Genomic DNA, 18,204 nt, shown 5'->3' with positions numbered 1-18,204 from the left:
ACATTTGCACTGACGAAGCAATTATCGGACATGTACGGATAATGAGATCAACGCATTTTTAGCTCAATGCTGCGCGGATCAACAAAGCTATATCCTTTGCCCTCAAGTGTAGTGAGCAGGGTATCCAGACCTTCAACGGTCCATGGTAGCTCATGCATCAGGATATTACTGCCAGAATGCAGCTGATCGGTAACATTGCTGATCAATTTTTCTGTCTTACCCGTTTCTTTTTCTTTCATTTCCCAGTCAAGAGAGCCTACAGACCAGGTCATGTATAACATTCCATTCTCGGCCGCGACCTTCTTGCCAACATCCCCGCCAGCACCATGTGGCGGACGGAAAAAGTGAGGAGCTTCTCCCAGCGTTTCTTTGACAATATTTTGAACATCTTCGATTTGCTTCTTAACCTCAGTATAGGACTTGTCTTTCAATACAATATGATCCCAGCTGTGGTTGCCGATAATTCCACCGCGGTTATGTATTAACTCCAGAAGCTCAGGATGCTCCTTAACACGATAACCATTCACGAAAAAGATGGCTTTAGCTTGATGTTTGTCCAGAACATCCATCAAAGGGTTAATCATTGCCGCATCTTTAGGACCGTCGTCAAAGGTGAGCAAAACCACTTTTTTATTTGTAGCTTCCTCATTAGGGACGATATCGTAATTTTTGTTCATATGGTACAGCAGTGGAATTTCAGCGGATGCTTCGCCCTTACTGGCTGTACTATTTCCTGTAGTACCTCCATCTGCTGTTGCTTCAGGGGTAGGGCTGGCTGTTGCTTCAGGTGATGGCGCCGTAGTTTCTGCGCTTTGTGTAGCTGCCGCCGTGGGCGGATTGTTGGTGGTGGTGTTTGTTTCCTTGGCTGTATTTCCATTTGCACCGCTGTTGCCACAGGCAGTAAGCAGCAAGGTAGCCAATAGGAGCACTGATGTCATTTTACCCACTTTTTTCAACTCGCTTTCTTGTTATTAGGTTGTATGAGCCGGAATCTTTCCGCGAACACTAAACATGATTTTACCATACAAGGAGGCTGGAAATATGAATACTTCGTCATTTTTATGCGGGGTGCTGATGGGCGCCGCAGCCAGTATGATTATGTCCAAAAAGCGGAATTCTTTAATGTCTTCGCTAGGGCAATCGGGTGGTCCCATGAGTGGAGCAGCAGATAAAGCTAAAGAAAAAATAATCGGTATGGCCACGACTGGTTTTGGTAACACTGCTGTTTCAAGCAGTAATGCTCAAAGTAACGGTTCAAGCAGCGGGATTTCTGAGCATAAGACTGAATCACCAGTGAAGTCGAAGGAATCCAATCTTAAATTGTTAAAGGAATTCATTCGCAGCAATCCTGAAGTAAAGAGCGAAGTAGAGCAGATTCTTAAAGAAACGCATACAACCATACCGGGATTGTAACCGTAAAGGACTCCATCAGAATCATTTTGGGGATGAAATATTCCGCAGAATGATTCTTTTTTATTATTCAGGGCCTTGGAAATGGTTTATTCAATAGAGAGGATTTTATATATTTATTTACGTGCATTTATCTCGGCAAAATGATAACATACTTACATAGTAACCATTTTTGGCTCATTACTCGGGACTCATCATACATTATAATAAATGAGCTTGCAAAAGGAGGATCCTGTCATGAGAATAGAGCGATTAAGTCAAGATAAGATACGGATTTTCCTCACTTTTGACGACCTGAGCGAGCGGGGCATACAGAAGGAAGACATGTGGCAGGAAGTTCCTAAGGTTCATGACCTGTTTACGGAGATGATGGATCAAGCATATAGTGAACTAGGTTTTGATGCCACGGGTCCGCTTGCCGTAGAAGTTTTCGCATTGCCCGCGCAAGGCATGGTCGTTATAGTGACCCGAGGAAAATATGATCACCATCAGTACGGTGCGTCCGGGGAAGAAGAATTGCCAGAAGAGATTTATGAAATGGAAGTTACTCTTGAACAAAGCGACTCCATTGTATATGCATTCCGCGATTTCGAGGTTCTGGTTGAAGCGGCTCATGTGCTCATCGGTAATATTACTTCCCAGGGGAAACTGTATTCTTATAACAATAAATGGTATCTGTATTTCGATCCAAAGGAATTTGAAGAAACGGCGTTGTCAGGTCTTGTTGGCGTACTTGCTGAGTTTGGAGATTCCTCACCGGTCACAGAAGCTGTTCTCGATGAATACGGGAAAACAGTGATGCCGGAGAATGCGGTCCAGTTATTGTGCACTCATTTTAAGCGTCAGGAGTAATTAGGCAAGATCTAGGGGCTGATGACCATTGTTTAGGCCGATCAGCCCTAGTCTTGTTGTTGGTGATATGTCGGTCATTCTTGTATCAAAGTTATCATCTACCTTGCTGTATAACAGCAGTAATAGGGTTTAGGGGTGTAGGGAGGTTATTCGGTGCTCGTGTTATCGGTTATTACGTCGGCAGTAGCGCCGGGACTTGCTCTGTTGACCTTTTTTTATCTGAAAGACAAGTATGATCAAGAACCGCTTCATGTAGTCATTAAAGTATTCTTGCTCGGCCTTCTGATTGTGTTTCCAGTAATGATCATTCAGAGAGGGCTGATGCTGGGACTAAATGGTGGTCCCTATGTGGAGTCGTTTCTCATATCCGCTGGCGTGGAAGAATGTCTAAAGTGGTTTGTGCTGTACCATATGATTTACAATCATACCGAATTTGACGAGCCATATGATGGGATACTATACGCTGTGGCGATTTCGCTCGGCTTCGCAACAATAGAAAATGTAATGTACGCTTGGTATAGCAACGCTTCAATCGGATCAATGTTTCTGAGAGCACTTCTTCCGGTTTCTGGACACGCTATGTTTGGTGTGATCATGGGCTACCATATGGGAAGGGCGAAGTTCTCAAAAGGAGTTCATACCCGCAGAATTCTGGTGTTTTCTCTTCTGTTGCCATGGATGTGGCATGGGATATATGACTTTATTTTGAGTACGACAGCCAACTATTGGATATGGTTTATTGTGCCTTTGATGGCTATTCTATGGTATGGAGGTATGGGAAAGGTTGCTAGGGCCAACAGCCGTTCTCCTTTCCGCTTTCTGAAACGTGAAGAAGAGGTTAACCTATAATCGAGATGGACACACTTATATTCGAAGGGCAGTTCCTAGTAAGGAATTCCAGAGAGGAGAGAGGTGTCTTTTTTTGCGTATAAAAGTACGTATCGTTTGCAAACAGTGCGGTGAGACTTACATATTAAGAGGGATTAAAGAGCATGGTGTCATTCAAACCGGCTTTAAACAATGCCTTTGCAGTAATAGCAGTGGCTTTGAGATTGAAGAGAGAGCATGAGCGGACGTTATAGTCACATTGTGTAGCAACTTCAGTGCATAAGACTCCTAGTTTATTGTCAAACTAACGCCAATAAGCTATCGAAAGGAGTCTTGTAGCCCTATGTACAAAAGATTAAGTGCTGTAATGTTCCCGCTGACCGCGCTGCTGCTGATTGGTGCGCTTGTGTGGGGTTATCAGGAGAATCAGGAGAAGAATTCAATATTAATTAAGGCGGAGAACCAATATCAACGCGCCTTTCATGATTTGTCCTATCATGTGGACCGTCTTCATGGTGAGCTTGGAAATACGCTTGCGGTTAACTCTGCTTCTAATGGGATGCACCGTAAAGGACTTGTGAATGTGTGGCGGATGACTAGTGAGGCCCAAAATGAGATTAACCAGCTGCCGCTGACCTTGCTGCCATTTAGTAAAACAGAGGAGTTTCTGTCCAAAATCTCCAACTTTTCTTATAAAGCCGGGATTCGTGACTTCACTAAAAAACCTCTGACAGATGGAGAGCTGAGCAATCTAAAAGCATTGTACAAGAACTCAGGAGAAATCTCTAAGGATTTGCAAGAGGTACAAAATAAAGTCATTGGCAATCGGCTGCGCTGGATGGATGTTGAAACGGCGTTGGCGACAGAAAATAAAGCGGAGGACAACACGATTATTGACGGCTTCAAAACGGTGGATAAACGTGTAGGGGCATATCCTGAGCTAGACTGGGGTCCTTCAGTAGCAAGCATCTACGATAAACGTTCCGTCAAAATGCTCGGAGGTACCCCCGTGACTGCCGAAGACATCAAACGTAAGGCGTTGAAGTTCGCGGATGCGGGCTCCAATGCTAAAGTGGATGTTAAAGAAAATGGGAAGAACACCGAATGGCCATCCTATACAGCAACTGTTAGCGCTTCGAATAAGAAGCACACCATTAGTATGGATTTCACCAAAAATGGCGGGTTGCTGATCTCTTATTATGATAACCGTGAGGTTGGCCCTGCCAAAGTTTCTATTAAAGAAGCAGTAACCAAAGCAGAGCAGTTTCTAGAGAAAAAAGGATATCCACATATGACTGCAGTCAGCGCTGATCGTTACGATAATATCGGGAATTTGACCTTTGTAACCAAACAGAATGAAGTATTGATTTATCCTGAAAAGATGACCATTCGTATGGGGCTGGATACAGGTGATACCATCGGTTTTGAGGCCAGCGAATACGTCAATGAGCACAAGGACAACCGTAAGCTTCCAAAACCAAAACTTACCCTTGCAGAGGCAAGGAAATTTCTGAATTCTGATTTCAAGGAGCAATACAACCGCCTGTCCTGGATTAAAAATGATGATTCCGTCGAGGTCTTGACTTACGAGTTCGGTGGAGGGGTCAATGGCTCTAAGTATCGTATTTACATTAACGCCGAGGATGGAATTGAAGAGTCTGTGGAAGAAATCAGACCTTCTTCGGGGTCTGAGGCAAAATAAAAGGGAGGGCGCATCCAGCAGTTGGGTGCGTCCCTTTTTTTTGCAATATCTATAAAATATATCTGACTGGCTGATATTCCCATGCTATAATCAGGGGTAGTGATAATTACTAAACTGATGTGGCGGTGACATCTTTGTATCCTAAAATTAACGAATATCTATACATACAGGTTGCTTCCAGTGACGCTGCTGAAGCAGAAGTTGAATATAGATCAAGAATTGCAGAGACGGAAGAAGACGCATTCCTGATTGAAATTCCTATGCAGGAGAGCAATGGTCGTCTAAAAAGGCTCTTTATGGGGGACGAGCTTTCGGTTTATTTTCTAACTGAGGGTGGCATCAAAAATTACTTTAATACTTATGTTCTGGGCTTTAAAGAAGATGTAATTCGTATGGTCCGGATTCAAAAGCCGGAGACTGATTCGATTTTTAAGATCCAGAGAAGAAGCTTTTTCCGAGTGAATGCTGATCTAGAGCTTGCTGTGAAGGATAGCCTTGGTAAACGATTCCTGGTTCGTACAGATGATATTGGTGGTGGAGGAATCTCCTTTTTGGTGGATAACCAGGTTAAGCTGGAGGTTGGTAATAAATTGTCCTGCTGGGTACTGGTGCCTTATCGAAACGGAAGCACGGAGCATGTTAATTTTGAAGGTGAAGTAGTGCGCATTAAAAAGCTAGAAAATGGACGCCTTTTAGCGATGTTGAAATTTGTCGCTATTTCAGATTTGGAACGCCAGAAAATTATCCGTTATTGCTTCGAACGTCAGTTTGATTTCCGCAACAGATAAGCATTTTTTACAGCTCTATTAAGCTGTCTGATTTTGCACTGAAGTATAAACTGTGGTATAATTTTATAAGTCGCAGGCAATGCCTGCTTTTTTCTTGATAATATCATCAAGCATAACAATTTATGTGTGCTTATTGATATTGCAGGAATAGTTTTCGTAACGCTAGATGCTTTTTTTATGAAAGAGTGTTTGAGGAGGAATGCCCCGTTGGATAGGCAGGGTACACATACTTATGACAGAATAAACGTCGCCATCGACGGACCTGCCGGGGCAGGCAAGAGCACTGTAGCCCGATTGGTAGCCCAGAAGTTGTCTTATATCTATGTCGATACAGGTGCAATGTACCGGGCAATCACCTGGTATATGATCCAAGAAGGCATTGAACCGGAAGATCAGCATCGAGTGAACGAGAAGGTTCGCGACATGGTGATTGAACTTATTCCGGAACGAGATATTCAGAAGGTGCTGATTAATGGGGAAGACGTGACCCCACATATTCGGAGCCTTCAGGTTAGCGGCCTTGTGTCGCAGTATGCGAAGATCGAGGATGTTAGATCCAGACTGAGTCAATTGCAGCGTCAGATGGCGCTTCGCAAAGGCGTGGTAATGGATGGCCGCGATATCGGTACAACCGTGCTGCCGGATGCCGAGGTAAAGATTTTTATGACGGCAAGTGTGGAAGAACGAGCTCTCCGTCGTTATAAGGAACTGAGAGACGCGGAATCGGTGACGCTTCAGCAGCTTGAACACGATATTGCAATGCGGGACCGTCTGGATGAAGGGCGGGAGATTTCACCGCTGCGCCGTGCAGAGGATGCTATTCTTCTGGATACGACTTTAATGAATATCGATCAAGTTGTGGAGGTTATTGTATCCCACTGTAGATCTCATGTTGACGGGGAGAGAAATCATTTATGATTTATGCAATTTGTGTTGGATTGCTTCGCTTGATTTACGCAATCCTTTTCCCACTTAAGATTGTGGGGAAAGAAAATGTGCCAAAGGAGGGCGGGGTACTGCTCTGCGCTAACCACATTAGTCTGCTTGATCCAATGACTATTGGAATTAAGCTGGACCGTCAGGTAAAGTATATGGCTAAGGCTGAACTGTTTGAGGTTCCGGTGCTTGGCTGGCTCATTAATAAATTGGGTGCTTTTCCGGTGAAACGTGGCGGCGTAAGCAAAGAATCCATAAAAACGGCCCTTAACACACTTCGTAATGGTAATGTCATGGGTATCTTCCCGGAGGGTACGCGTAACTCTGATGCCGGAGTGGCCAAGAAGGGTGCTGCTAGCTTTGCACTTCGAAGTGGCGCAGCAGTTATTCCAGCGGCTATTATCGGCCAGTATAAACCCTTTCGACGCATGGTCGTTGTCTACGGTGCTCCTGTAGACCTTAGTCAATTTGCCGGTGCGGGGAGCGAATCTCTCGAGGCTGTTACCGATGTCATTATGGATCGCATCCGTGAGATGAAAGAGACAGGTAAACCAAGTGCTAGTTAAGGGATGAGCAGAACAACAAATTTTGCTCAATGTTTTGATTAAATAACGGCATAGCCGCTATTTTTTGGAACATACTATCATCAAGTGTAAGTGAAATATTATGCATGGCTTGTTTTGAACTCTGCTATACGCAGGTTTAAATAAATGGGGTTTTGAATCGAGGAGGCTAATCACATGTCTGAAGAAATTAAAAATCAGGAAGCTGCGGAAAAGAATGAATCCGTAGAAGCGGTGGATTCCGCTGTGACAGAAAATAACGGAGCTGTAGAAGAAGTTGCTGCCGTTAACGAAGAAGAAGTGACTAACCAAGCTGACTTGGAAATCATTTCTCTGAAAAAAGGCGATACCGTGAAAGGAACAATCGTCAAAATCGAAGATAACCAAGCTTATGTAAGCATTGGATATAAATACGACGGTGTGATTCCAATTCGCGAATTGTCCGCAGTACAACTGGACAACGCTGCTGCAGCAGTAGTAGTTGGACAGGAAGTAGAATGTAAAGTTGTCAGCATCAACGACAACAAGGAAAGCCTTGTTCTTTCCAAACGTGCTGTTGATAGTGAAAAATCATGGGAAGATCTTGAGAAATACTTCGCTTCCCAAGAAGCTTTCGAAGTTACTGTGGCTGACGTTGTTAAAGGCGGCCTCGTAGCTGATGTTGGAGCTCGTGGATTTATCCCAGCTTCCATGGTAGAGCGTCACTTCGTTGAAGATTTCAGTGATTACAAAGGCCGTACCTTGCGCGTTAAAGTGAAAGAACTTGACCGTGAGAACAGCAAAGTAATCTTGTCTGCTAAAGAAGTTCTTGAAGAAGAATTCGAAGCTAACAAGCTGAAAATTATGGCTGAACTATCTGAAGGCCAAATCATCGAAGGTACAGTACAACGTCTGACTCAATTCGGCGCATTTGTTGATGTGGGCGGAGTTGACGGTCTTGTACACGTATCTGAAATCGCTTGGAGTCACGTAGAGAAACCTTCTGATGTAGTATCTGAAGGTGATAAAGTACGTGTTAAAGTATTGAAGGTTGATCCTGAAAAAGGAAAAATCAGCTTGAGCATCAAAGCTGCTGCTCCAGGTCCTTGGGACTCTGCTGCTGGCGAAATCAACATCGGTGATGTTGTAACAGGCGTTGTAAAACGTCTTGTGAACTTCGGAGCGTTCGTAGAATTGCTTCCGGGTGTGGAAGGTCTTGTGCATATCTCACAAATCTCCCACAAACACATCGCTACTCCACACGAAGTATTGAAAGAAGGACAAGAAGTTCAAGTGAAAGTTCTGGACTTCAATCCATCCGAGAAACGTGTTAGCCTGAGCATCAAAGAAACTGAAGAAGCTCCAGCTCCATCTGCTAGACCTGAACGCAGCAATAGCAGAGACAGAGCTCCTAAAGAAGTTCTGAACAACCCTAACGTTTCCCTTAGCAACGAAGGCCTTAGCTTTACGCTTGCTGAACGTTTTGGTGACAAGCTGGACAAATTTAAGGGTAATAACTAATCCCTAAATGAGCTTTTGAATATACGGGTAAAGTAATCGGCGAGCCCTCGATACGGGGGTTCGCCGATTGTCTTTTTTTCGGAACTGGTCGGATTGATGAGAGTTAACATGATTGTTAGCCAATTTAAATGTTTTTTGCTATGATGAGTAACGTAAGGATGACAGGAGGAATGAATATGGCAAGACCCGTTGTGGCAATCGTTGGGAGGCCTAACGTCGGAAAATCGACGATATTTAATCGGCTGATTGGCGATAGATTAGCCATTGTAGAAGATAAGCCGGGGATTACACGTGACCGGATTTATGGTATTTCAGATTGGAACGGTAAATCGTTCAGTGTGATTGATACCGGAGGTATTGAAATTGATGGAGAAGATACAATTCTGAAATCAATCCGCGTTCAAGCGGAGCTGGCGATTGAGGAAGCGGATGTTATTGTATTTATGTGTGAAGCGAAGAGTGGTGTAACGAATTCAGATGAAGAGGTAGCTCAGATTCTGTTCCGTTCAGGTAAACCAGTCGTTCTTGCCATCAACAAAGTGGATAATATGAAGCGTGCGGATGACATTTATGAGTTCTATAGCCTTGGTTTTGGCGATCCAATCGGAATTTCTGGTAGTCACGGAACCGGACTCGGCGATTTGCTAGATGCTGTAGTTGAGCGCCTACCTGAGAAAATAGATGATGAATACGATGAGGATGTCATTCGTGTAGCTTTGATTGGCCGTCCGAATGTAGGTAAATCCTCTTTGGTTAACGCGATTTTGGGCGAAGAACGTGTTATCGTCAGCGATATTGCAGGGACAACAAGAGATGCTATCGATACTCCTTTTGAACGTGATGGGCAACGTTATGTGCTTATCGATACGGCAGGTATGCGTAAAAAAGGCAAGGTATACGAGAACATTGAAAAATACAGTGTTATGCGTGCTATGCGTGCGATTGAACGGGCTGATGTGGTCCTCGTTGTAATTAACGGCGAAGAGGGCATTATCGATCAGGACAAGCATATTGCGGGTTATGCACATGAAGCTGGTAAAGCATCTATTTTTGTTGTGAACAAATGGGATGCCATCGTGAAAGACGATAAGACTATGCAGAACTTCGAGACGAAGATTCGTGACCATTTCTTGTTTATGAGTTACGCACCGGTTGTCTTTTTGTCGGCTTTAACCAAACAGCGTTTGCAAAAGCTGCTGCCTGTTGTACAGCATGTATCTCAACAGCATGCACTGCGCATTACTACACATTTGGTGAACGACGTTGTATCTGATGCAATCGCGATTAACCCTCCACCAACTGACAAAGGCCGTCGCTTGCGTATTAACTATGTAACGCAGGTTGCGGTTAAGCCGCCTACGATTGTGGTGTTCGTGAATGATCCGTCGCTGATGCACTTCTCCTATGAACGTTATCTGGAGAATAAAATTCGCGCAGCGTTTAATTTCGAAGGAACACCAATCCGTCTCTTTACACGGCGCAAATCCGAAAACGAAGGTTAGGGGAGAAGAAGTGTGGCGCTTGAACTTCTGGTTATCGTTGTAAGCTATTTGCTTGGTTCTGTCAGCTTTAGTGTACTGCTTGCAAAGTTGCTAAAGGGAATTGATATCCGTCAATACGGAAGCGGAAATGCGGGGGCTACCAATACACTGCGTGTATTGGGTAAAGGTCCTGCAATACTAGTGCTGTTGCTGGATGTGCTGAAAGGGGTGGCCGCTGTATGGTTAGGAACCTGGGTCGGCGGTTGGGGAACCTGGGTTCCGGCTCTTTGCGGAATCGCTGCCATCATCGGACATAATTGGCCGCTCTATTTTCGTTTTCGTGGGGGGAAAGGCATTGCTACTACGATCGGTGTTATGGCTACGCTTTGTTTATGGCCAGCGCTGCTCGCCGGTATCATCGCCATTCTGTCTATCTTTATCACACGTTACGTGTCCCTTGGCTCATTAATATTTGTAGCACTGACACCAGTGGCTTTATTGTTGACAGGATTTACACAACCTGTGCTATGGACCAGTATTATTATTGCGGTCTTCGCCTTCTGGCGGCACCGGACGAATATTGTAAAGATCGTAGAAGGCCGTGAGAACAAGATAGGCTCAAAAGTTAAAGGAGGGAATCGTGTTGTCTGATAAAGTTACCGTACTTGTAGCGGGGAGCTGGGGAACTGCACTGGCTAGTGTGCTGGCTGCAAACCACTCGGAAGTTTATCTGTGGACACGCAACTCTGATCAAGCTGCCGAGATCAATGGCTCTCATACGAATAATAAGTATCTGCCTGGCATCGCTCTGCCAGCTAACATTATTGCAACTACGGATATGGAAACGGCAGTGTCCGGTTCTAAGGCGGTTGTAATTGTAGCTCCGTCATCAGGAATGCGGCAGGTTGCTCGCAGTCTGAAGCCATTCTGGAAGGATGACATGTTATGTGTTCATGCTACGAAGGGCTTTGAGTCGGAAAGTAATAAGCGGATGTCCATCGTAATTGCAGAGGAACTAGGCTGTGACGAAGGGCAGATCGTCGTCCTCTCCGGTCCAAGTCATGCAGAGGAAGTTGTACGCCGGTGTCCTACAACAGTTGTAGTTGCTTCACCTGATGACAAACGTAGCGCCGAAGCGCAGGAATTGTTCATCAACAACGATTTCCGTGTATATACGAATCGTGATCAGGTTGGGGTAGAGCTTGCCGGAGCTCTTAAGAATATTATTGCCCTTGGTGCAGGTCTATCCGATGGCCTTGGATATGGGGACAATGCTAAAGCAGCGCTTTTGACCCGTGGACTCGCCGAGATATCTCGGGTGGGAGTTGAGCTTGGAGCCAATCCTTTGACCTTTGCCGGCCTTGCCGGAATTGGCGACCTTGTTGTGACGGCTACTAGTCAGCACAGCCGTAACTGGCGCGCTGGGTCCATGCTTGGTCAAGGCAAGCCGCTGGCCGAGGTGCTGGAATCCATGGGGATGGTAGTCGAAGGTATTCGTACTACCGAAGCAGCTTATGCAATTTCGCTCAAGCTGGGTGTGCAGATGCCGATTACGGATCAGATTTATCATGTGCTCTTTCAAGGAAGAAGCCCACGCAGTGCGGTTGAAGCCTTGATGGGTCGTGATCGTAAGCCTGAGCTTGAGTCGATCTCCCAGGAAACTTGGGAGCAGTGGCATTCCTGATCCTGTTCACCTTTTTCCGCAAATTCTCATATGTTGTAATGGGGATTGACGGAGGAGGGATGAAAAGTGAGCAGAGATTTTTCCAAGGATGCATTGAACGCCATTAACAAAAAGGCGGGCAAGAACATTACGGAAAGTGCCGTCAAAAAGCTAGCCAGTACGGTAAAGCCAGGAACTACGCAGAATGAAGCCCAGCTCCGCCAGTTAATTAAGCAGGTGTCATCAATGGCGAAAGTGCCGGTCAGTGAAGCTACTGTGCAGGAGATTATCAATGCCGTTAAAAAAGGCGGCGCAGGTTCCAGCACAATGGAGTCTTTAATGAAAATGATGCTTAAAAAATAGCTTTATGTTGGGTGAGCAAAAGAAAACGGATCAATGAATGATTCCGTCGTCTTTTGCTTTTTTTTATATTCCTGATAATTTTCACGAAGCGTAATCTATTTAAAATAATACATAAAAAATGATGTTTTTTTACAGAAAAGGATAAGGTCATGATATAATAGTCCCTAATAAATTACAGGTGAATGGGGGCTTTGACCATGGATCCGATGACAAAAATGTGGTTATCCCTGATTGCGATGCTGATTATGGGATTATCAGTATTTCTTATAACTTTTGCTCGGAGCAAAACCAAGGGATTGCTTAAGGCTGTACTGTCTATACTTGCTTTTGTCATCATGTTAGTGGGCCTATTGGGCGGAGTTGTTTCAATTATGTAAGCAGTTACATAGCGTTGAGGAAGGAAGTAACATCATGAAATCACAAAAAGGAGTTACCGTTGTATTTCTACCAGAAGGTCGTAAAGCTGTTGTGAACCGTGGCATTTCGTTATTAGAGGCTGCTCGTAAAGCAGGAGTGCCAATAACAACTAGATGCGGAGGCAAAGCAGGCTGTCTGATGTGTAAGGTTACAGTCGCGAAGGAAGAGGCTGCTGCACTAAGGCCTCCCGGTGATATTGAGCGGCGTAAGCTTGGATCGGCCTTAGAAGAAGGAACGCGTCTGGCCTGTCAGGCTGCCGTATGGAGCGACGTAACCGTTCAGGTGCCGGAAGATCCACTGAAGGCTGCGGTGCGCCGTAAGCTTGAAGCAGCGCGGCGTGGGGAAGAAGATGAGCTGTGGTAGCGTAAGAATGTCACCGTGGGAGGGACTCGGTTGGAGTTTATAGGATATAAAATGAAACTGAAGGCAGGGGCCAAGCTTTTGCTAGGGATGGTATCGCTCGCGCTTACGCTTTCGGGCTGTCTATACCCAGGTGAAGAGAAGCGGGCTAGTGTTAATTATCGGGAAAGTGTTAAACGGATACAAGCAGCCGTTGATGATTATCAACAGGAGGAAGGGGTACTGCCCATTCTTAATGCGGATGAAACTACTCCAAGGTATGAGAAGTTTCGTATCGACCTGGGGAAGCTGAATAATAAGGGATATTTGGATGATATACCGGCTACCGCTTTTGAGCAGGGTGGAAGTGCTTATTTTCTTATTTTGAATGAGGAAATTGATCCTGTGGTGAAGGTGATGGACCTTGTTACGGTTCAAAAGGTGAATGACGTGCAACGACAGGTTAACCGCTACAAATCAGCTCATGGCGGCAACCTGCCTGTGCTTGATGAGCTATACCCCGGATTGTATACCATTGATCATAAGCAGGCGGGTACAAGCTCTATAACGTTAACTAGTGTCTATTCCGGTCAAGTTCTTGATTTTATCCTGGATAAGGATGGAACTGTCTACGTAGATTATGTTTTTGATATCATGGCTGCCGTCGATAAGAAGGATGGAGAGCACGACAAGAATCAGGACTTGCGACTGGATCTGGAGGAAGCTTCATATTACGTTCCCGTAAAGTCTTTGCCGTATCTATGGATTAATAATCAGCCGATCCCGCAGCCTCCAAGTTAGAGTTAAAGTTCAAAAACGTCTAAGCTTCGGTTTTATCCGGGGCATTAGGCGTTTTTTGTTTATAACCTTTTAATCTCAGCATCCACTAAAAATAGTTCTATCAAAGAATCCTACCTCATAAGATGGATGAGTAAGCTTCCGGGCATCAGACGCCTTGCGGCGCGCAGACTTAACTTTTTTTGAAATTACATTGTGAAATGCGCGAATACGGGTCATAAATTCGTTCCGGATACATATGATGATACTAGTCCAAATGCATGTCCGAGCATTCGGAGTTTAGCGCGGGGCAAGTACGTCCCGGTCGAAAGCAGCTAGGCTTCGGGCGGGCATACGATAAGTCCGGTTGATGTCCTGCAAGGGTCAGATTACCGGCGGAACGCGAAGTCGATGCTCTTCAGGCATTTTTTCTTCGGAGTAATATGAGGAGGGGATCTCTTTTGGAAAAAGTGGATATTTTCAAGGACATTGCCGAGCGTACCGGCGGAGACATTTATCTTGGCGTCGTCGGCGCGGTTCGCACGGGGAAATCGACATTTATCAAGCGCTTCATGGAAACAATTGTCCTGCCAAACATCACGAATGAGGCTGATCGAGTAAGAGCTGTGGATGAGCTTCCGCAAAGCGCAGCAGGCAAAACGATTATGACGACAGAACCGAAGTTTGTGCCAAACAACGCAGTCCAAATTAAGGTTGCGGAAGGGCTTGAGGTTAATGTTCGTCTGGTAGACTGTGTGGGTTACGCTGTAGAGGGTGCAAAAGGTTACGAGGATGAAAATGGACCACGAATGATCTCTACACCTTGGTTTGAAGAGCCTATTCCTTTTCAGGAAGCGGCAGAAATCGGGACACGTAAGGTTATTCAGGAGCATTCAACGCTAGGTGTAGTGGTAACAACAGATGGTACGATTGCAGAAATTCCGCGGAACTCGTACGTGGACTCTGAAGAGCGCGTCATTGCAGAGCTGAAGGAAGTGGGTAAGCCGTTTGTGCTTGTCATTAACTCCACCCGGCCGCGCAGTGAAGAAGCGCAGCAGCTCCGTAACGAGCTAGCCATCAAATACGATATCCCAGTTATGACGCTAAGCGCCGCAAACATGAGCGAAGATGACGTAACTGGTGTGCTGCGGGAAGTGCTTTATGAATTCCCAGTGCATGAAGTAAATGTAAATCTGCCAAGCTGGGTTATGGTGCTTGGAGAAAACCACTGGCTGCGTAGTAGTTATGAGAACTCCGTTCGGGATACGGTAAAAGACATTCGCCGCCTGCGGGATGTTGACCGCCTCGTATCTCAGTTCACCGAATATGACTTTATTGATAAAGCTGGCCTAAGTGGTATGAACATGGGTCAGGGTGTAGCAGAGATCGACCTGTATGCTCCAGAAGAGCTGTACGATCAAGTTCTGATGGAAGTGGTTGGGGTTGAGATCCGCGGCAAGGATCATTTGCTTCAGCTTATGCAGGAGTTCTCACATGCGAAACGAGAATACGACCGATTCTCAGAAGCTTTGGAAATGGTCAAGACTACTGGCTATGGTATCGCGGCTCCATCCTTAGCCGAAATGGCACTCGACGAGCCAGAACTGATTCGTCAGGGTTCTCGCTTCGGGGTTCGCTTAAAGGCTACGGCACCGTCCATTCATATGATTCGGGTGGATGTGGAGTCTGAATTCTCGCCAATCATCGGAACGGAAAAGCAAAGCGAAGAGCTGGTTCGTTATCTGATGCAGGACTTTGAGAATGATCCTATTAAGATTTGGGAATCCGATATTTTTGGCCGCTCCCTACACTCCATTGTAAGAGAAGGAATTCAAGGCAAGATAGCTATGATGCCGGATAATGCGCGCTACAAACTGCAAGAAACGCTTGGCCGCATTATAAATGAGGGTTCTGGCGGACTTATTGCAATTATTCTCTAAGCTGAATATAAATAAATTCAAAGAGTGGGAGAAATCCTGCTCTTTTTATTTGTATATATCCTAAAACTTGATTCCTAGTTCCTATAATAACGGTGAATCTGACTCAATTATTCTGATGAAATAAAGACCTTAACTGCTCTTATAGGTCTAACAAATTAGTTTGAATTTAGATAAATATGCAAGGATAGATGATAATTTCTGCTCCTTTTTTGAGTAACAGCTTGAATTTATGGATGGGCTGTATTACTATAAGTTTGTTGCGCTTCAAGGTCTAAGGGCGCCAAAGTTAAGTTTTAAACGGGATTATCACGTATATTTTACGTTGAAACGGAAACAGTGTATGATACCGGAGAATTTACTCAGGGAGGTGAGAAAACATGAATAAATCAGATTTGATCAATGTAGTTACAGAAGCAACTGAACTTCCCAAGAAGGATGCTACTAAAGCTGTAGATGCGGTTTTCGAAGCAATTACAGAAGCACTGCAAAGCGGTGATAAAGTACAACTGGTTGGATTCGGAAACTTTGAAGTGCGTGAGCGTTCTGCACGTAAAGGCCGTAACCCGCAAACTGGTGAAGAAATCGAAATTCCTGCAAGCAAGGTACCGGCATTCAAACCCGGTAAGGCGCTGAAAGACGGAATCAAATAAAGATTTCTACATACCTATCCCATAGTCTTTTTAAGAACAACTATGCCGCCCTCCAAGGCGGCATTTGTTTTTTGATATACTATGAACTGTATAATAGGTTTAGAGGAGGATGAGTGATGATGGATAAAAATACGGGTACTACTCCGCTTCCAACGGGCAGCGACTATATTGTGGTTAAGGCTAAAGATAATGGCGTTCAGGTCATTGGGTTAACCAGAGGTACAGATACACGTTTTCATCATACAGAGAAGCTGGATAAGGGCGAGGTATTGATTGCCCAGTTTACTGATCATACCTCAGCGATGAAGATCCGCGGTAAGGCTGAAATATGGACAAAGCACGGACAATTGGAAAGTGAAAGCTGAAAAGCAGGCATAGCCTGCTTTTTTTCAAAATATAGTAAAGATAAATGATCGTATTCCGCTAAGAGTGGGAATTATGGATAAGGGGGCGTGTTCATGAACAAGGCCTGGTGGGTTGGAGCCGTATTACTCTTGACTGCAACCTCTGCTGTAATATTGCCCAAAGTGGCAGATATGGATTCAACCTTACAGCAGCGAAATGGTGCGGTGGAGACTTTTACTGGCGGCCATAACACGGTGCTAGACAACGAGAATCTTGTTGATGTTCTTGGCGCACTTCCATTGACCTTATCCATTGATAGCGTAGGCTGGGAGGATCACGTTCTGTCTCTGGATTTAAAAGTGAGCGGAAATGATCATGAACCCCAGGAGCTTTATCGAAATATGGCACAGACTATTTCTTTTGCTTTTCAAGAAACCTCGAATGTGGATCAGCTTCTGCTGCGCATCGTGGTCATGGATAAATGGCTGGATAGCCGCCGGCTGCTGCTAGCAGGGGATATCAGGCGCCCAGAGTGGTCCGTTGAACTCCAGAATGAACTTCAGTCTGCGGGTAATCTCCCCATATCCGAGCGTCTCAAGACGGGCTTCCGTATTAGTGAGACTGAGCTCTGGAAGAAGCAGTTCATTTATCCTTGAGAAGAATAAAAGAAACTCAGTTGTATCACAGTGCGTGACAAAAAAACATGTGATATAATAGACAAGATTGTGAACAAAGGAATTAATATAAATGTCAATGGCTTCGGAGGCTGAAATGAAACCGTACTGCATACCGCAACTGGCAAAACCCTACACCGACTACGACATGATTCAGAAGCATACGGATTTGCCGCCGTTTTCTGATGGCCGGGGTCATTTGTTATATATTTTTCTAAACCATGGATCTTCTGTAAAAGGAAGTACCGGTGAGTTGTATACGCTCGTAACCGCACTTATTCAACTTGGACTAGATACACATGAGGTAATTGACCGCTCGAATGATAGACGCGGTGGAGATCCTATGCGTTCCCGTCAATTAAAGGTATTGGCTGGCGATTATTTTAGTAGCTGGTTTTACCATCTGCTTGCAAAGAGTGATCAGATTGAGATGGTTGGAATCTTGAGTAAGGCGATTGCTGATTTCAATGTCTTGAAAGCGAACCTCTATGTGAAGATGAGAGGAATCCGTCTTTCGGCTGAACAATACTTGCGGCACATGGTACAGCTCAATATGCGGCTGTTCCTTTCTTTTACGCCCATGATCGAGAATTCATTAGTGGAATTGTGGGAGAAGTTATTGACAGAGTTCAGTCAGTGCGAAACTGTTGCCATAGAGCTTCAGCGTTGTGATAACCTTGAGAATGCTAGCAATGGTTATTGCTACTGGAAGATGCTGGAGTCAGCGACAGAGGAAGAACGCAAACAGCTTCAAGACCAGAACCTTGATCAGAAGGACTGGAAGATGCTGAAGATGAAATATAAATGTGATTCTCTGCTGACGGACAAGCTCCATCAGTCGATTCAGTCGATTCAGGGACTATTACAAAGCGTTAAAGACGAAAGCCTGCTTAGAGAGCTTGAGATAGCGCTGGATCGTATTCTCCTGCAGATGAAAGTCTCAGGACAAGCAGCCGTGGAGGGTTAGTGGATGACT

The 18,204-nt window shown here is 45.0% G+C and carries 21 protein-coding genes; 20 read left to right on the top strand and 1 reads right to left on the bottom strand.

The genetic code is table 11. The features are described from left to right. Positions 1–47: 47 nt before the first annotated feature. On the bottom strand, positions 48–956 hold the full coding sequence (locus MHH60_RS03310; RefSeq protein ID WP_370511485.1) for a polysaccharide deacetylase family protein: 909 nt from the start codon (positions 954–956) through the stop codon (positions 48–50). 85 nt (positions 957–1,041) lie between these two features. Here MHH60_RS03310 and MHH60_RS03305 point away from each other — a divergent pair, with 85 nt between their 5' ends. The 20 genes from MHH60_RS03305 to MHH60_RS03210 all read left to right on the top strand — a co-directional run bounded on the left by MHH60_RS03305 (position 1,042) and on the right by MHH60_RS03210 (position 18,195). After that, complete coding sequence (locus MHH60_RS03305) at positions 1,042–1,413, top strand: hypothetical protein (protein WP_076134693.1); 372 nt, start codon at positions 1,042–1,044, stop codon at positions 1,411–1,413. Between the two features lie 234 nt (positions 1,414–1,647). Continuing rightward, the gene (locus tag MHH60_RS03300) at positions 1,648–2,262 is read left to right on the top strand and encodes a genetic competence negative regulator (protein ID WP_036676203.1); all 615 of its coding nucleotides are present in this window, start codon (positions 1,648–1,650) and stop codon (positions 2,260–2,262) included. Positions 2,263–2,415: 153 nt separating this feature from the next. After that, positions 2,416–3,111: a glutamic-type intramembrane protease PrsW gene (prsW, locus tag MHH60_RS03295; protein WP_076134692.1), complete on the top strand. Its 696-nt coding sequence runs from the start codon at positions 2,416–2,418 to the stop codon at positions 3,109–3,111. A gap of 322 nt (positions 3,112–3,433) precedes the next feature. Beyond that, complete coding sequence (ypeB, locus tag MHH60_RS03290; RefSeq protein ID WP_076134691.1) at positions 3,434–4,792, top strand: germination protein YpeB; 1,359 nt, start codon at positions 3,434–3,436, stop codon at positions 4,790–4,792. 134 nt (positions 4,793–4,926) lie between these two features. Continuing rightward, a complete protein-coding gene (locus tag MHH60_RS03285) occupies positions 4,927–5,580 on the top strand; it encodes a flagellar brake protein (RefSeq protein WP_036676209.1) in 654 nt (217 codons plus the stop codon). A gap of 207 nt (positions 5,581–5,787) precedes the next feature. Beyond that, positions 5,788–6,498: a (d)CMP kinase gene (gene cmk, locus MHH60_RS03280; RefSeq protein WP_232061421.1), complete on the top strand. Its 711-nt coding sequence runs from the start codon at positions 5,788–5,790 to the stop codon at positions 6,496–6,498. Further along, on the top strand, positions 6,495–7,082 hold the full coding sequence (locus MHH60_RS03275) for a lysophospholipid acyltransferase family protein (protein WP_036676211.1): 588 nt from the start codon (positions 6,495–6,497) through the stop codon (positions 7,080–7,082). Before cmk ends, MHH60_RS03275 begins: the two co-directional genes overlap by 4 nt. Before the next feature lie 174 nt (positions 7,083–7,256). Next, on the top strand, positions 7,257–8,579 hold the full coding sequence (gene rpsA, locus MHH60_RS03270) for a 30S ribosomal protein S1 (protein WP_179088889.1): 1,323 nt from the start codon (positions 7,257–7,259) through the stop codon (positions 8,577–8,579). A gap of 176 nt (positions 8,580–8,755) precedes the next feature. Next, complete coding sequence (der, locus tag MHH60_RS03265) at positions 8,756–10,081, top strand: ribosome biogenesis GTPase Der (protein WP_036676212.1); 1,326 nt, start codon at positions 8,756–8,758, stop codon at positions 10,079–10,081. A 12-nt stretch (positions 10,082–10,093) separates the two neighbouring features. Next, positions 10,094–10,711 carry a glycerol-3-phosphate 1-O-acyltransferase PlsY gene (gene plsY, locus MHH60_RS03260; RefSeq protein ID WP_036676213.1) on the top strand — a complete coding sequence of 206 codons (618 nt, stop codon included), beginning with the start codon at positions 10,094–10,096 and terminating at the stop codon, positions 10,709–10,711. Beyond that, complete coding sequence (locus MHH60_RS03255; protein WP_076127494.1) at positions 10,704–11,744, top strand: NAD(P)H-dependent glycerol-3-phosphate dehydrogenase; 1,041 nt, start codon at positions 10,704–10,706, stop codon at positions 11,742–11,744. Before plsY ends, MHH60_RS03255 begins: the two co-directional genes overlap by 8 nt. 66 nt (positions 11,745–11,810) lie before the next feature. Continuing rightward, entirely contained in the window at positions 11,811–12,086 is a 276-nt protein-coding gene (locus tag MHH60_RS03250) for a stage VI sporulation protein F (protein WP_038572437.1), read from the top strand. Between the two features lie 197 nt (positions 12,087–12,283). Then, a complete protein-coding gene (locus tag MHH60_RS03245) occupies positions 12,284–12,463 on the top strand; it encodes a DUF2768 family protein (RefSeq protein WP_036676218.1) in 180 nt (59 codons plus the stop codon). A 34-nt stretch (positions 12,464–12,497) separates the two neighbouring features. Continuing rightward, positions 12,498–12,866, top strand: a complete 369-nt coding sequence (locus tag MHH60_RS03240) for a 2Fe-2S iron-sulfur cluster-binding protein (protein ID WP_076134689.1) — start codon at positions 12,498–12,500, stop codon at positions 12,864–12,866. A 30-nt stretch (positions 12,867–12,896) separates the two neighbouring features. Beyond that, positions 12,897–13,643, top strand: a complete 747-nt coding sequence (locus tag MHH60_RS03235; RefSeq protein ID WP_341161111.1) for a hypothetical protein — start codon at positions 12,897–12,899, stop codon at positions 13,641–13,643. A gap of 437 nt (positions 13,644–14,080) precedes the next feature. Beyond that, complete coding sequence (spoIVA, locus tag MHH60_RS03230) at positions 14,081–15,559, top strand: stage IV sporulation protein A (RefSeq protein ID WP_036676222.1); 1,479 nt, start codon at positions 14,081–14,083, stop codon at positions 15,557–15,559. Positions 15,560–15,936: 377 nt separating this feature from the next. Continuing rightward, positions 15,937–16,209: an HU family DNA-binding protein gene (locus MHH60_RS03225; protein ID WP_036676223.1), complete on the top strand. Its 273-nt coding sequence runs from the start codon at positions 15,937–15,939 to the stop codon at positions 16,207–16,209. Positions 16,210–16,325: 116 nt separating this feature from the next. Further along, positions 16,326–16,574, top strand: coding sequence for a trp RNA-binding attenuation protein MtrB (gene mtrB / locus MHH60_RS03220; protein ID WP_051490908.1), 249 nt, complete (start codon positions 16,326–16,328; stop codon positions 16,572–16,574). Between the two features lie 93 nt (positions 16,575–16,667). Beyond that, complete coding sequence (locus tag MHH60_RS03215) at positions 16,668–17,210, top strand: hypothetical protein (protein ID WP_076134688.1); 543 nt, start codon at positions 16,668–16,670, stop codon at positions 17,208–17,210. A 91-nt stretch (positions 17,211–17,301) separates the two neighbouring features. Continuing rightward, entirely contained in the window at positions 17,302–18,195 is an 894-nt protein-coding gene (locus MHH60_RS03210; RefSeq protein ID WP_232061419.1) for a heptaprenyl diphosphate synthase component 1, read from the top strand. Positions 18,196–18,204: the final 9 nt, after the last annotated feature.

Source organism: Paenibacillus sp. FSL H7-0716 (genome assembly GCF_038002705.1).
Classification (GTDB): domain Bacteria; phylum Bacillota; class Bacilli; order Paenibacillales; family Paenibacillaceae; genus Paenibacillus_AQ; species Paenibacillus_AQ odorifer.
The sequence above is the reverse complement of the archived record's forward strand: the minus strand, read 5'-3'. Positions and strand labels throughout refer to the sequence as shown.